The following is a 13,335-nucleotide window of genomic DNA, read 5'->3' on the forward strand; positions in this document are numbered from 1 at the left end:
ACTCCTTTCGCTAAGTGCTCACGCCTGCTTGAGGCAGGCCGCCAGGTGCTGGGATAAACCCGCCCAGGCAATATTGTCTTGTTCCCCCTGGCCACGCAGGGGTTTGAAACCTATCACTTGCTGGACCAACTCGTCTTCACCCATTACCAGGGCGTACAACGCGCCACTCTTGTCGGCCTTTTTCAGTTGCGTCTTGAAATTGCCCGCGCCAGCGTTCACCTGCAAACGCAGGCCCGGCAGCTGATCGCGCAAGCGCTCGGCCAGCGCCAGGCCTTCCAGCTCGGCAGCCTCGCCCAGCGCGCAAAGATACACATCCACCTGACGATTGATCGCCTCCGGCACCTGCTGCAAGGTTTCCAGCAGCAGGATCAGGCGTTCGATACCCATGGCAAAGCCCACGCCAGTGGTCGGTTTGCCGCCCATCTGCTCGACCAGGCCGTCGTAACGGCCACCGGCACAGACGGTGCCTTGGGCACCGAGCTGATCGGTGACCCACTCGAAGACGGTTTTGCTGTAGTAGTCGAGCCCGCGCACCAGCTTGGTGTTGATGACGTAGGGAATACCGGCGGCATCCAGGCGCGCCTTGAGCCCGTCAAAATGCACCTGCGATTCGTCATCGAGGTAATTGGCCAACTTCGGCGCATCGACCAGCAGCGCCTGAGTTTCCGGCACTTTGCTGTCGAGGATACGCAGCGGGTTGGTAGCCAGGCGACGCTTGCTATCTTCATCAAGCTGCTCGCCGCGCACCGCCAGGTAATCGACCAAGGCATTCCGGTAGGTCGCACGCGCCTCGCTGGTGCCCAGGCTATTGAGCTCCAGAGTCACCGCATCACGGATACCCAGCACACCCCACAGACGCCAGGTCAGAAGAATCAGTTCGGCATCGATATCCGGACCGGCGAGATTGAAAACCTCCACACCGATCTGGTGGAACTGCCGGTACCGACCTTTCTGCGGACGTTCGTGACGAAACATCGGGCCGATGTACCAGAGCTTCTGCACCTGGCCGTTGTTGCTCAAGCCATGTTCGAGCACCGCTCGCACACAGCTCGCCGTGCCTTCCGGACGCAGGGTCAGTGAGTCGCCGTTACGATCATCGAAGGTATACATCTCCTTCTCGACGATATCGGTGACCTCGCCGATGGAGCGCTTGAACAGCTCGGTGGCTTCGACGATCGGCATACGAATCTGCCGATAGCCGTAGCCATCCAGCAGGCTTGCCACGGTGCCTTCGAAATACCGCCAGAGCGGGCTCTGATCCGGCAGGATGTCGTTCATGCCACGAATGGCTTGCAAAGTCTTGCTCACACGGAATCCTTAAAAACCTGCTTGTTAACGCGGCTTCGCGCCGCATCAAGCAGGCTCGAAATACTCACTTTTACGGTTCGCAGACCGCGCTGTTCTCGCCAGTCCTTCCTGCCCGCGCTCGCGACGCGCAGACCAGGCTTATTTTCAGCCGCGGGCGATCAGCGCCGCATCGGCTTCGACCTTCTCGGCCGCTTTCTGGCGGATCAGCTTTTCCAGCTCGTCCACCAGATTGGTATTACCCAGCTTCTGCGCCGGCTTGCCGTCGATGTAGATAAGGTTGTTCGGCGTACCGCCGGTCAGGCCAATGTGCGCTTCCTTGGCTTCGCCGGGGCCGTTGACCACGCAACCGATCACGGCGACATCCAGCGGTACCAGCAGATCTTCCAAGCGCCCTTCCAGTTCGTTCATGGTTTTCACCACGTCGAAGTTCTGCCGCGAGCAACTCGGACAGGCGATGAAATTGATCCCCCGAGATCGCAGATGCAGGGACTTGAGGATGTCGTAACCGACTTTGACCTCCTCCACCGGATCCGCCGCCAAGGAGATGCGGATGGTGTCACCGATGCCATCGGCCAGCAGCATGCCGAGGCCAACCGCGGATTTCACCGTACCCGAGCGCAGACCGCCCGCTTCGGTGATACCCAAGTGCAACGGCTGCTCGATCTGCTTGGCAAGCAGGCGATAGGCTTCGACGGCCATGAACACGTCAGAGGCCTTCACGCTGACCTTGAAATCCGGGAAATTCAGCCGATCCAAATGTTCCACATGCCGCAACGCGGACTCGACCAGCGCAGCCGGAGTCGGCTCGCCGTATTTCTTCTGCAGATCCTTTTCCAACGAACCGGCATTCACGCCGATCCGAATCGGGATGCCCTTGTCGCGCGCGGCCTCGACCACCGCCCGGACCCGGTCTTCGCGACCGATATTGCCCGGGTTGATCCGAAGGCAATCGACACCCAGTTCAGCCACGCGCAGGGCGATCCGATAATCGAAATGGATGTCGGCAACCAGCGGCACCTGTACCTGCTGCTTGATCTTGCCGAATGCTTCGGCGGCGTCCATATCCGGCACCGAGACACGCACAATATCGGCGCCCGCTTCTTCCAGGCGGCGAATCTGGCCGACCGTGGCAGCGACATCACAGGTATCGGTATTGGTCATGCTCTGCACGGCAATCGGCGCATCGCCGCCTACCGCTACCGAGCCGACCCAGATTTTTCGCGAAACGCGACGTTTGATCGGAGATTCACCGTGCATGACTCATTGCCCCAGCTTCAGGCGTGCAGTCTCGCCACTGATAAACGGCGCGACATCCACTGCCTGGCCGTTGTAACTGACCTGGGCGCCGCGGGCGAAGCCCAGTCGCACTTCCAGCGGTGCTTTGCCGACCGCTTCGACGCTGTCGCCGGGACGGCGCAGACCACTGGCCAATACCTTGCCACGCGCATCGGTAATCTGAATCCAGCAATTTGCCGTGAAACCCAGGCGCACCACGCCTTCCCCTTCGGCAGCAGTCACCGGCGCACTTGGAGCGGGGACTGCTGCCACAGGTGCTGTAGCGGTTACCGGCGCGGGAGCCGGAAGCGGTTGCGATGGATTGCTGGGTAATGACGGTGCGGGCGATGCCGCAGGAGCTGGCAGTTGAGCACTGGCTACCGGATTGGGAACGGTAGCGTTCGCTAGGACAGAGCTAGACCCAGCCGCGGCGCCACTCGGGACAGCTTCGGCTTCAGGCTGGGCTGCCAATTCCGGCGATACTTCGATAATGGGCGCTTGGCCTTCGCTCTGCGCTTCGACCACGGCTTGATCCTCTGGCTCGTCCAGAGGATGAATCTGGGTGGTGCCGTCGGCACTTTCGACTTCGACGTGCCCGATGTTGACACCGCCCTGTTCGGCAGCGCGATCATCCGCTTGATCCTGCCACCAGAAGAAACCGACTCCAGCCAGCGCGACGAGCAAGGCGAAGCTGACAAAGCGCAGCACGTTTTGCGACAACCGCACCGGTTCCTCGATGCGCCCCAGGCCATGCACGCTACTGCCTCGCGCGTCGGTACCTGTGAAACGGTCGAACTCTTCGACGATTGCTGCTTGGTCGAGCCCGAGTACCTTGGCATAGGCACGTAGATAACCGCGCGCAAAGGTATGGCCTGGCAGCTTATCGAACTCCCCGCCTTCCAGCTGGGTCAACCGCTGGACCGTCAGATTCAACTGAGTGGCCACCTCGGTGACACTCCAGCCTTTGTTTTCACGGGCTTTGCGCAGGGTCTCGCCTGGATTGACGCGAGAAGTCGTCACAGCTTCGGGATGCGCCGCTTTCATCGTTGCTCCGACAGGTATTGCTGATATTCCGGCGTGCCGGGATAAAGACGTTTGAGTTGCAGGCCTAGACTGGCGGCCTTGTCACGATCTTCGAAAATACTCGCGAGACGGGAACCCAGCAGCAAGCTGCGCGCGCTCTGTTCGCTCAGTTGGCTGAACGTGTCATAGAACGTCCGCGCCGGAACATATTCCTTGCGCTGAAAATGCAACTCGGCGAGTTCCAATAGCGCACGCGGCTGATGCCTGTTCAGTCGCACCGCGCGTTCGAAATACTTTTCCGCCTGCTCTGGCTGCTTCAGTTTCAGCGATACCATGCCGAGGTTTTCAAATACCCGCGAGCGCTCAGGATAAAGGGTGTCCTGGGACGCCTGCAGATAGCGCTCCATAGCCTCGGGATAGCGCCCCTGCTCGAACAGGAAACTACCGTAGTTGTTGAGGATGCGTGAGTCCTTACCGTTCTTGGCCAAGGCTTCACGGAAATGTTGATCCGCCAGTTCCGGCTCCATCTCGGCCTGAAAGACTAACGCCAGCGCGGCGTGCGCATCGCTACTGGAAGGATCGAGTTCCAGGGCTTTCTTCAACGGCAGCTTGGCCTTGCCAGTTGCACCCTGCTGGAGATAGCCGATACCCAGCTGGACATAGGCATCGCGGGCTTTGTCGCGCCCCTTATCTGTTTTCATCGGATCGACATTGCCGGACGACACGCAGCCGACCAGTACACCGACAAGTAACAGCAACAGCGCAGGACGCAAGCTCATGAACATCCTCTTCAGGTTCGACTCGCAGCGGTACGGGGTGCGTCAGTTTCGCTAGCCAACTGACGCACAGCAATGTAACGCTCACTTCGACGAGTGCGATCCATTACCTGCCCGACCAACTGACCACAAGCCGCATCGATGTCTTCACCGCGCGTAGTGCGGACGGTGACGTTGTAACCGGCATGGTGCAATTGATCCTGGAAACGGCGGATGGCGTTGTTGCTCGGCCGCTCGTATCCCGAATGCGGGAAAGGATTAAAGGGAATCAGGTTGATCTTGCAAGGCACGTCTTTCAGCAATGCGATCATCTGCTCAGCGTGTTCATGCTGATCGTTGACATCTTTAAGCAGTGTGTACTCGATGGTCAGTACGCGCTTCTCACCGAGGCTCGACATGTAGCGCTTGCAGGTTTCCAACAGCATTGACAAAGGATACTTCTTGTTGATCGGCACCAGCTGGTTACGCAGCTCGTCATTCGGCGCATGCAGTGACAGCGCCAGCGACACATCGATGACCTTGGCCAGCTCATCGATCATCGGTGCCACGCCGGAGGTGGACAGCGTCACCCGGCGCTTGGAGATGCCATAGCCGAGGTCATCCATCATCAGATGCATGGCGGCGACTACGTTATCGAAATTCAGTAACGGCTCGCCCATACCCATCATCACCACGTTGGTGATGGCGCGATCGACGGTCGCGGGCACGGAGCCGAAGGATTTGTTGGCAATCCACACCTGACCGATTACTTCGGCGGCGGTGAGGTTGCTATTGAAGCCTTGCTTGCCGGTCGAGCAGAAGCTGCAATCCAGCGCGCAACCGGCCTGCGAGGACACGCACAAAGTGCCGCGTTTGCCCTGCGGGATGTACACAGTCTCGACACAGCTGCCCGATTCCACGCGTACCACCCACTTGCGGGTGCCATCGCTGGAGATGTCCTGGCTGACGACTTCCGGGCCGCGAATCTCGGCATGGGTCTTGAGCTTCTCGCGCAAGACCTTGCCGACATTGCTCATGGCGTCGAAATCATCGACGCCAAAATGATGAATCCACTTCATTACCTGGCCGGCACGGAAACGCTTCTCGCCGATAGACTCGAAGAATTTTTCCATCTCAGGCTGGGTCAGACCCAACAGATTGATTTTGCCGGTGGTAGTAGTCATGACTTCATCCTCGCGAGTTCGCCTTAGCGAATACGCGCGCAAACCTCAGTAGCAGCGAAGAAGTAAGCAATTTCGCGCGCGGCGGAGGCTTCGGAATCGGAGCCATGCACGGCGTTTTCGTCGATGGATACGGCGAAGTCAGCGCGAATGGTGCCGGCAGCAGCTTCTTTCGGGTTGGTAGCGCCCATCAGTTCGCGGTTTTTGGCGATGGCATTTTCACCTTCCAGCACTTGAACGATAACCGGACCGGAAACCATGAAGGCCACCAGATCTTTGAAGAAGCCACGCTCGCTGTGCTCGGCGTAGAAGCCACCGGCCTCACGCTCGGACAGTTGCACCATCTTCGAGGCCACGACGCGCAGACCGGCTTTTTCAAAACGAGTGACGATCTCGCCCACTACGTTTTTTGCAACGGCGTCAGGCTTGATGATGGAGAAAGTGCGTTGAACAGCCATGAGAAACTCCAGAAACTAAGGATTAAAGCGAAAAATTAAACCCGCGAATTATACGCAGGTTCCGGTTAAATGCGTAGGTCTGCGCCCAGCGGCGCCGTTTGCTCAGTCGGACTCTTCGATCCAGGCCGACTGAATCGCTTCGAGAACTTTCTCGCCGCCGCGCTGCGGGTCGTCGCTGAAATCCGGCAGCTGCAGCACCCAACGGTGCAGATCGACGAAATTGACATAGCGCGGGTCGACATCCGGCTTGCTTTCCGCCAGTTCGATCGCGATATCCAATACATCAGCCCACTTCAGACTCATGCTCGTGCTCCTACGGCCGGCTCAGTGCCCTTCGGACACTTGATTGATGGTGTATTTGGGAATCTCGACCACCAAGTCTTGATCCGCCACGACTGCCTGGCAGGACAACCGCGAATTAGGTTCCAGACCCCAAGCCTTGTCCAGCATGTCGTCCTCCAACTCGTCGGAGGCCTCCAGCGAATTGAAGCCTTCACGCACGATCACGTGGCAGGTAGTGCACGCACAGGATTTCTCGCACGCGTGCTCGATGTCCACGCCACTGCGTAGCGCAGCGTTCAATACCGTTTCACCTGGCTGCGCCTCGATCACCACACCGTCGGGGCAGTGTTCGGCATGCGGCAGGATAATGATTTGCGGCATTTCTAGTTAATCCTCAATTTCGTTGAGCCGGCGGCCAGCCAGGGCCGCCTTGACGGTGGCATCCATCCGCCGTGCGGCGAAGGCATCGGTAATCTGGGAAAGACGCTTAGTCTGCTGCTCGATGGCGATGCCATCGTCACCGGACAGCAGCTCACGCAGAGCACTCATCTGCACGGTAATGGCGGCAAATTCGTCCTCGCTAAGCAAGCGCTGGCCGTCGGCGTCAAGGGCCGACCGCACTGCTTCGAGCAAACGCTCCGCATCCACCTGATGCTCACGCAAGGCCCGAGCCGCCTTGTCCTCACCCGCATTTTGAAAGGAATCCTGCAGCATTCTGGCGATTTCGCCATCGGTCAAACCATAGGACGGCTTGACCTGAATGCTCGACTCAACCCCAGAACCCAGCTCGCGCGCCGCGACACTAAGCAAACCATCGGCATCGACCTGAAAGGTCACGCGAATCTTCGCCGCGCCCGCCACCATTGGGGGAATGCCGCGCAGCTCAAAACGCGCCAGCGAACGGCAGGCGCTGATCAGCTCGCGCTCACCCTGCAGGACATGAATCATCATGGCCGTTTGGCCGTCTTTATATGTGGTGAAGTCCTGCGCACGCGCAACCGGGATGGTGGTATTGCGCGGAATCACCCGCTCCATCAGGCCACCCATGGTTTCCAGCCCCAGCGACAGCGGGATCACGTCGAGCAACAGCAACTCTTCGCCATCATCACGCTTGTTGCCAGCCAGCGTATCAGCCTGGATCGCTGCACCAATGGCGACCACTTGATCCGGATCGATATCGGTCAACGGCGGACGCGCGAACAACTCAGCAACCGCCTCACGCACTCGCGGCACACGCGTGGAGCCGCCGACCATCACCACCGCCTCGACATCTTCGATCTCGATGCCGGCATCGCGTACCGCGCGGCGGCACGCCTTGAGGCTGCGCAGCACAAACGGCTCAATCAGGGCGTCGAAATGCGCGCGAGTCAGCTGGCCACGCCAATTGCCATGCACCACATCCGCCTGCTCTGCAGCGCTCAGCGCTTCCTTCGCTGCGCAGGCGCTTTGCAACAAGCTGCGCTGAGCACCGGGGTCGATATCAGCCGACAAACCGACCTGCTCAACGATCCAGCCGGCGATAGCATGATCGAAATCATCGCCACCCAACGCGCTATCACCGCCGGTAGCCAAGACTTCGAAAACGCCACGCGACAAACGCAAGATGGAGATATCGAACGTGCCGCCGCCCAGATCGTAAATCGCCACAATCCCCTCAGCCTGCTGATCCAGGCCATAGGCGACCGCTGCCGCAGTTGGCTCATTGAGCAAACGCAACACACTCAAGCCAGCCAATCGCGCAGCGTCTTTGGTCGCCTGGCGTTGTGCCTCGTCGAAATAGGCCGGCACAGTGATTACTGCGCCTACCAGCTCGCCGCCAAGGGTGGCCTCGGCACGCTGGCGCAGCGCCTTGAGAATATCGGCCGACACTTCCACAGGGCTTTTGGGGCCCTGAATGGTTTCGATGAACGGCATATGTGACTGGCCATCGACGAAGCGATAGGGCAACTGGTCGCCAAGCTGCTTGACGTCAGCCAGCCCACGCCCGACCAAACGCTTTACCGACAGCACGGTATTCAGCGGATCGCTAGCTGCAGCGGCCTTGGCGGACTGGCCAACCTCGATACGATCGGCGTGATAACGCACTGCCGACGGCAGAATCACCCGCCCCTCGTCATCGGGCAATGGTGCGGCCAGACCGCTACGTACCGCGGCAACCAGCGAATTGGTAGTACCCAAATCAATCCCCACCGCCAGACGACGCTGGTGCGGCTGGGGGCTTTGTCCGGGTTCGGCAATCTGCAATAAGGCCATAGAAATCTGGTTGTCTGACGCGCCACAAAAGCGACGCAAGGTTAGTCGTCGAGGCGCTCTTCCAGCTGGCGCACTTCGTAGGAAAGCTTGTCGAGAAACTGCATGCGCCGCATCAGGCGTTCAGCCTCCTCACGACGCTGCGAATCATCCCAACAGGCAGCAAAACTGTCATTCAGCTCTTCCTGAGCCTTTTTCAAGCGCCGCTTGAAGCTGGCGATACCGTCTAGATCGGCATTGTCCTGGAGCTCTTCGAGCTCTTCGCGCCACTGCATCTGCTGCAGCAAGAACTGCCCATCCTGAACGGTCGCCTCCAAGGGCAACTCGGAACCGCTCAGGGTCAATAGATAGCGCGCGCGCAACGTCGCGCTTTTGAGGGTCTGATAGGCATCGTTGAGACTGGCAGAGCGCTCAAGCGCAAGGCGCTGTTCGCGCACTCCCGCATCAGCGAACCGATCGGGATGTACGCTACGGGCCAGCTCGCGGTAGCGAACAGCCAATTGCTCCAGATCCAGACGGAAACATGGTTGCAGATCGAACAGGGCAAAATGACAGGGAGTACCCACAACACGCCTCAGACGTTGAAGCTCTCGCCGCAACCGCACTCGCCACGCACGTTGGGATTATTGAACTTGAAACCCTCGTTCAAGCCTTCCTTCACGAAGTCCAGCTCGGTGCCATCGAGATAAGCCAGGCTTTTCGGATCGATGATCACCTTCACCCCGTGACTCTCGAACACCTGATCTTCGCCAGCCAGATCGTCGACGAACTCAAGCACATAGGCTAGGCCCGAGCAGCCGGTAGTCCGAACCCCCAAACGAATACCCTCACCCTTGCCGCGCCCGTCGAGGGAGCGGCGTACGTGCTGGGCAGCAGCTTCGGTCATGCTGATAGCCATCGGAACTCCTTACACGTTGCAGCTTAGAGCAGGCCTTTCTTCTGCTTGTAGTCGCGCACGGCCGCCTTGATGGCGTCCTCGGCAAGCACCGAGCAGTGGATTTTTACTGGCGGCAGAGCCAGTTCTTCAGCCAACTGGGTGTTTTTGATGGTTTCCGCTTCATCCAGGGTCTTGCCCTTCATCCACTCGGTGGCAAGGGAGCTGGAAGCAATGGCGGAGCCACAGCCGTAGGTCTTGAATTTGGCATCTTCGATGACGCCTTGTTCGTTGACCTTGATTTGCAGACGCATCACGTCACCGCACGCCGGAGCGCCGACCATGCCGGTCCCCACATTAGGGTCCTCAGCATTCATCTTGCCGACGTTGCGCGGATTCTCGTAATGGTCGATGACCTTTTCGCTGTATGCCATGGTGATTATTCCTCTTTCATCAGGGGTCGCTCTGAACGGCGACTACTTAGTGCGCCTGCCATTCGACTTTAGAAATGTCGACACCCTCTTTGAACATGTCCCACAGCGGCGACAGTTCGCGTAGCTTGGTGACCGCCTCGCGAACCTTCTGCGCGGCATAGTCGACCTCTTCTTCGGTAGTGAAACGCCCGAAGGTGAAACGAATCGAGCTGTGCGCCAGTTCGTCGTTGCGACCCAGCGCACGCAGTACGTAGGAAGGTTCTAACGACGCCGACGTACAGGCCGAGCCCGACGATACCGCCAGATCCTTGAGCGCCATGATCAGCGACTCGCCTTCGACATAGTTGAAGCTCAGATTGAGGTTGTGTGGTACGCGGGCAGTGACGCTGCCATTCACATACAACTCCTCAAGATCCTCGACTTGCTTGAAGAAACGCTCGCTCAAGGCACTAATGCGCTCGCGCTCCTGGGCCATTTCTTCTTTGGCGATGCGGAAGGCTTCACCCATGCCAACGATTTGATGGGTCGCCAAAGTGCCAGAGCGCATACCGCGCTCATGCCCGCCACCGTGGGTCTGGGCTTCCAGGCGCACGCGAGGCTTACGGCTTACATACAGCGCGCCGACGCCTTTCGGGCCATAGGTTTTATGTGCTGAGAAGGACATCAGATCGACCTTGAGATTGGCCAGATCGATTTCAACTTTGCCGGTGGACTGCGCAGCGTCTACATGGAACAGCACGCCACGGGAACGAGTCAGCTCGCCGATAGCGGCGATATCGTTGATGGTGCCGATCTCGTTGTTGACGTGCATGATCGACACCAAAATAGTGTCTTCACGCAAGGCTGCCTCGACCATACCAGGAGTGACCAGGCCATCTTCGCCGGGCTCCAGATAAGTCACCTCAAACCCTTCGCGCTCAAGTTGACGCGCGGTATCGAGCACCGCCTTGTGCTCGATCTTGGAGGTGACCAGATGCTTGCCCTTACCCGAATAAAAGTGCGCCACCCCTTTCAGCGCGAGGTTGTCTGACTCGGTGGCACCCGAAGTCCAAACGATTTCACGCGGGTCGGCATTTACCAGTTCAGCCACTTGACGACGAGCATTCTCCACTGCCTCCTCGGCTTTCCAGCCAAATACGTGGGAGCGCGAAGCCGGGTTACCGAAGTTGCCATCAACCAGAAGGCACTCGCTCATTTTCTGCGCAACGCGCGGATCGAGCGGCGTCGTCGCGGAATAATCGAGATAAATCGGCAATTTCATTGATTTCTCCTATCGGGCAGGCGCCCCACTCAATCGACGGTGGACGCTTCAATCTTATCCAGGTGCGGCGTTCGGCTAGTGCAGTGACGCTGATCCTGGCGCTGGGCGACCTCCTGAACCTCACGGCGAGTCACGAGATCGGCCAGGCTAATACCGCTAAGAAACTCATGGATCTGCTGACTCAGATCGCACCACAGATGGTGAGTCAGACAGGTATCTCCGGCATGGCAATCGCCCATGCCCTGACAACGCGTGGCATCTACGGACTCATTAACAGCGTCAATGACTTCGGCCACCTGAATGACTGCCATATCACGGGATAGCTGATAGCCACCACCCGGACCGCGCACACTGGAAACCAGATCGCCACGCCGCAGCTTGGCGAACAGTTGTTCCAAATAGGACAAAGAGATGCCTTGGCGCTCAGAAATGTCGGCCAGAGATACCGGTCCACGCTGAGCATGCAACGCCAAATCAAGCATGGCGGTTACGGCATACCGGCCTTTGGTGGTCAATCGCATGGCTTCTACCGCAGGGTGCTGGTTTGGCGCGAGTATGCTATACCCGAGTGTTTAAGTCAACTATTAGACCTAGAACCTTACTCGGGATTAGCCACAGAAAAGGGCGCGCAGCATACCAGAATGCGCGCCCTACGCGAATCATGCGGCGGGCTTATCACCCGCATCCTTCACGCCGGCAAAGTCCTCATCCCGCAACGCGGGCAAGTCCTTGCCACAATAGTCACTACCCAGCGCCTTGAGGGCTGCGCACATACCCTCAAGGCGATCATCCACTGCCTGCACATGATCGAGCAGCTGGCCAATCGCCCGAGCCACCGGATCAGGCATGTCTTGACTCATGCCATAGGCATCGAAGCCAAATTTTTCGGCAATAGCCTGACGCTTGGCTTCCAGCGCATCATCGGACTTTACGATGATGCGCCCCGGAATGCCGACAACGGTGGCGCCAGCAGGTACCTCCTTGGTCACCACCGCGTTCGAGCCAATCTTAGCCCCCACACCCACAGTGAACGGCCCAAGCACCTTGGCCCCAGCCCCGACCACCACGCCATCTTCCAATGTGGGATGGCGCTTCCCTTTGTTCCAACTCGTCCCCCCCAAGGTCACACCTTGATAGAGCGTTACGTCGTTACCGATCTCAGCGGTTTCACCAATGACGATGCCCATCCCGTGATCGATGAAGAATCGCTGCCCGATTTTTGCACCCGGATGAATTTCAATCCCAGTCAACCAGCGACCAAAATTGGATACCAGCCGCGCAAACCACTTCCACCCCATCACCCACAACCCATGCGCGAGCCGATGCAGCCAGACCGCATGCAGCCCGGGATAGCAAGTCAGCACTTCAAGGGTATTGCGCGCAGCCGGATCGCGATGAAACACGCTTTGAACATCTTCCCGCACACGCTCAAACATCATCCTTCCTCCACTTGTGGGGTAGCCCGCGAGCCGTTGCCTGCGTTTCGGTCAAAATACCGCGCAGGATGTTCATTTCCAGCTTGCTGATAGCGCTACGACCATAAAGACGTCGTAAGCGCGGCATTAAATGGCGCGGACGCTCAGGATCGAGAAAGCCGATATCCACCAAAGTACGCTCGAGATGGCCGTAGAACATCTCGAGCTCATCCGCCGTAGCCACTTGCTCATCAGGCTCCTCGCCAACCTCTTGCCTGGTCATCTTGGTCGGCTGCCCCTGCGTAGCGAGCCACGCCATGCGCACCTCATAGGTGAGCACTTGGACAGCAGCAGCCAAGTTCAGGGAACTGAACTGTGGATCAGAAGGAATGTGAACGTGGAAGTGGCAACGCTGCAACTCGTCATTGGTAAGACCGGCATACTCGCGCCCGAACACCAAAGCCACCTGCGCACCTTGAACAGCCCGCTCCACCACGCTCGCGCCACTTTCTCGCGGATCCAGCAAAGGCCAGGGAATATGCCGCTCACGCGCACTAGTGCCCAGGACCAACTCGCAACCCGCTAGCGCCTCCTCCAGACTTGAAACCACCAAGGCAGAAGCCAGGATGTCGTCAGCGCCAGACGCCCGCGCAGACGCCTCCTCACTGGGAAAATCGACCGGATCAACCAGCACCAGGCGCATTAAGCCCATGTTCTTCATCGCACGCGCGGCAGCGCCGATATTGCCGGGATGACTGGTATTCACCAAAACCACGCGAATATTTTGCAGCACCGCGAGCACCTACCAGACAACCAAGG

Annotated in this window: 16 protein-coding genes; all 16 read right to left on the reverse strand. The window is 58.7% G+C overall.

What is annotated here, in order from left to right; translation table 11 throughout:
- Positions 1 to 18 precede the first annotated feature (18 nt).
- The 16 genes from hisS to trmJ all read right to left on the reverse strand — a co-directional run bounded on the left by hisS (position 19) and on the right by trmJ (position 13,309).
- Complete coding sequence (gene hisS, locus NVV93_RS14450; protein ID WP_258251328.1) at positions 19 to 1,308, reverse strand: histidine--tRNA ligase; 1,290 nt, start codon at positions 1,306 to 1,308, stop codon at positions 19 to 21.
- A gap of 144 nt (positions 1,309 to 1,452) precedes the next feature.
- Positions 1,453 to 2,565 carry a flavodoxin-dependent (E)-4-hydroxy-3-methylbut-2-enyl-diphosphate synthase gene (gene ispG / locus NVV93_RS14455; RefSeq protein ID WP_258251329.1) on the reverse strand — a complete coding sequence of 371 codons (1,113 nt, stop codon included), beginning with the start codon at positions 2,563 to 2,565 and terminating at the stop codon, positions 1,453 to 1,455.
- A 3-nt stretch (positions 2,566 to 2,568) separates the two neighbouring features.
- Entirely contained in the window at positions 2,569 to 3,627 is a 1,059-nt protein-coding gene (locus tag NVV93_RS14460) for a RodZ family helix-turn-helix domain-containing protein (RefSeq protein WP_258251330.1), read from the reverse strand.
- Positions 3,624 to 4,385, reverse strand: coding sequence for a type IV pilus biogenesis/stability protein PilW (gene pilW / locus NVV93_RS14465; RefSeq protein ID WP_258251331.1), 762 nt, complete (start codon positions 4,383 to 4,385; stop codon positions 3,624 to 3,626). Before pilW ends, NVV93_RS14460 begins: the two co-directional genes overlap by 4 nt.
- 11 nt (positions 4,386 to 4,396) lie before the next feature.
- On the reverse strand, positions 4,397 to 5,545 hold the full coding sequence (rlmN, locus tag NVV93_RS14470; protein WP_258251332.1) for a 23S rRNA (adenine(2503)-C(2))-methyltransferase RlmN: 1,149 nt from the start codon (positions 5,543 to 5,545) through the stop codon (positions 4,397 to 4,399).
- A 23-nt stretch (positions 5,546 to 5,568) separates the two neighbouring features.
- Positions 5,569 to 6,000: a nucleoside-diphosphate kinase gene (gene ndk / locus NVV93_RS14475; RefSeq protein ID WP_258251333.1), complete on the reverse strand. Its 432-nt coding sequence runs from the start codon at positions 5,998 to 6,000 to the stop codon at positions 5,569 to 5,571.
- Positions 6,001 to 6,102: 102 nt separating this feature from the next.
- A complete protein-coding gene (gene iscX, locus NVV93_RS14480) occupies positions 6,103 to 6,303 on the reverse strand; it encodes a Fe-S cluster assembly protein IscX (protein WP_258251334.1) in 201 nt (66 codons plus the stop codon).
- Between the two features lie 21 nt (positions 6,304 to 6,324).
- Positions 6,325 to 6,663 (reverse strand): ISC system 2Fe-2S type ferredoxin, encoded by a 339-nt coding sequence (gene fdx, locus NVV93_RS14485; protein ID WP_258251335.1) that lies wholly within the window; start codon positions 6,661 to 6,663, stop codon positions 6,325 to 6,327.
- 6 nt (positions 6,664 to 6,669) lie between these two features.
- Positions 6,670 to 8,535 carry a Fe-S protein assembly chaperone HscA gene (gene hscA, locus NVV93_RS14490; RefSeq protein WP_258251336.1) on the reverse strand — a complete coding sequence of 622 codons (1,866 nt, stop codon included), beginning with the start codon at positions 8,533 to 8,535 and terminating at the stop codon, positions 6,670 to 6,672.
- Between the two features lie 41 nt (positions 8,536 to 8,576).
- Entirely contained in the window at positions 8,577 to 9,098 is a 522-nt protein-coding gene (gene hscB, locus NVV93_RS14495) for a co-chaperone HscB (protein ID WP_258251337.1), read from the reverse strand.
- An 8-nt stretch (positions 9,099 to 9,106) separates the two neighbouring features.
- Positions 9,107 to 9,430: an iron-sulfur cluster assembly protein IscA gene (gene iscA, locus NVV93_RS14500; protein WP_258251338.1), complete on the reverse strand. Its 324-nt coding sequence runs from the start codon at positions 9,428 to 9,430 to the stop codon at positions 9,107 to 9,109.
- Between the two features lie 23 nt (positions 9,431 to 9,453).
- Positions 9,454 to 9,840, reverse strand: a complete 387-nt coding sequence (gene iscU / locus NVV93_RS14505) for a Fe-S cluster assembly scaffold IscU (protein WP_258251339.1) — start codon at positions 9,838 to 9,840, stop codon at positions 9,454 to 9,456.
- Between the two features lie 46 nt (positions 9,841 to 9,886).
- Positions 9,887 to 11,101 (reverse strand): IscS subfamily cysteine desulfurase, encoded by a 1,215-nt coding sequence (locus tag NVV93_RS14510; protein ID WP_258251340.1) that lies wholly within the window; start codon positions 11,099 to 11,101, stop codon positions 9,887 to 9,889.
- Between the two features lie 29 nt (positions 11,102 to 11,130).
- Positions 11,131 to 11,622: a Fe-S cluster assembly transcriptional regulator IscR gene (gene iscR / locus NVV93_RS14515; RefSeq protein ID WP_258251341.1), complete on the reverse strand. Its 492-nt coding sequence runs from the start codon at positions 11,620 to 11,622 to the stop codon at positions 11,131 to 11,133.
- Positions 11,623 to 11,760: 138 nt separating this feature from the next.
- Positions 11,761 to 12,537, reverse strand: coding sequence for a serine O-acetyltransferase (cysE, locus tag NVV93_RS14520; RefSeq protein ID WP_258251342.1), 777 nt, complete (start codon positions 12,535 to 12,537; stop codon positions 11,761 to 11,763).
- Positions 12,530 to 13,309 (reverse strand): tRNA (cytosine(32)/uridine(32)-2'-O)-methyltransferase TrmJ, encoded by a 780-nt coding sequence (trmJ, locus tag NVV93_RS14525; protein ID WP_258251343.1) that lies wholly within the window; start codon positions 13,307 to 13,309, stop codon positions 12,530 to 12,532. The genes cysE and trmJ overlap by 8 nt, the downstream gene beginning before the upstream one ends.
- Between the last annotated feature and the right edge of the window lie 26 nt (positions 13,310 to 13,335).

This window comes from Pseudomonas sp. LS44 (genome assembly GCF_024730785.1).
Classification (GTDB): Bacteria; Pseudomonadota; Gammaproteobacteria; order Pseudomonadales; family Pseudomonadaceae; genus Aquipseudomonas.

Excerpts from the sequence above, each read along its gene's own strand:
- ispG (WP_258251329.1), bottom strand. The coding sequence starts at position 2,565 with ATGCACGGTGAATCTCCGATCAAACGTCGCGTTTCGCGAAAAATCTGG.
- NVV93_RS14460 (WP_258251330.1), bottom strand. The coding sequence starts at position 3,627 with ATGAAAGCGGCGCATCCCGAAGCTGTGACGACTTCTCGCGTCAATCCA.
- pilW (WP_258251331.1), bottom strand. The coding sequence starts at position 4,385 with ATGAGCTTGCGTCCTGCGCTGTTGCTGTTACTTGTCGGTGTACTGGTC.
- rlmN (WP_258251332.1), bottom strand. The coding sequence starts at position 5,545 with ATGACTACTACCACCGGCAAAATCAATCTGTTGGGTCTGACCCAGCCT.
- ndk (WP_258251333.1), bottom strand. The coding sequence starts at position 6,000 with ATGGCTGTTCAACGCACTTTCTCCATCATCAAGCCTGACGCCGTTGCA.
- iscX (WP_258251334.1), bottom strand. The coding sequence starts at position 6,303 with ATGAGTCTGAAGTGGGCTGATGTATTGGATATCGCGATCGAACTGGCG.
- fdx (WP_258251335.1), bottom strand. The coding sequence starts at position 6,663 with ATGCCGCAAATCATTATCCTGCCGCATGCCGAACACTGCCCCGACGGT.
- hscA (WP_258251336.1), bottom strand. The coding sequence starts at position 8,535 with ATGGCCTTATTGCAGATTGCCGAACCCGGACAAAGCCCCCAGCCGCAC.
- iscA (WP_258251338.1), bottom strand. The coding sequence starts at position 9,430 with ATGGCTATCAGCATGACCGAAGCTGCTGCCCAGCACGTACGCCGCTCC.
- iscU (WP_258251339.1), bottom strand. The coding sequence starts at position 9,840 with ATGGCATACAGCGAAAAGGTCATCGACCATTACGAGAATCCGCGCAAC.
- NVV93_RS14510 (WP_258251340.1), bottom strand. The coding sequence starts at position 11,101 with ATGAAATTGCCGATTTATCTCGATTATTCCGCGACGACGCCGCTCGAT.
- iscR (WP_258251341.1), bottom strand. The coding sequence starts at position 11,622 with ATGCGATTGACCACCAAAGGCCGGTATGCCGTAACCGCCATGCTTGAT.
- cysE (WP_258251342.1), bottom strand. The coding sequence starts at position 12,537 with ATGTTTGAGCGTGTGCGGGAAGATGTTCAAAGCGTGTTTCATCGCGAT.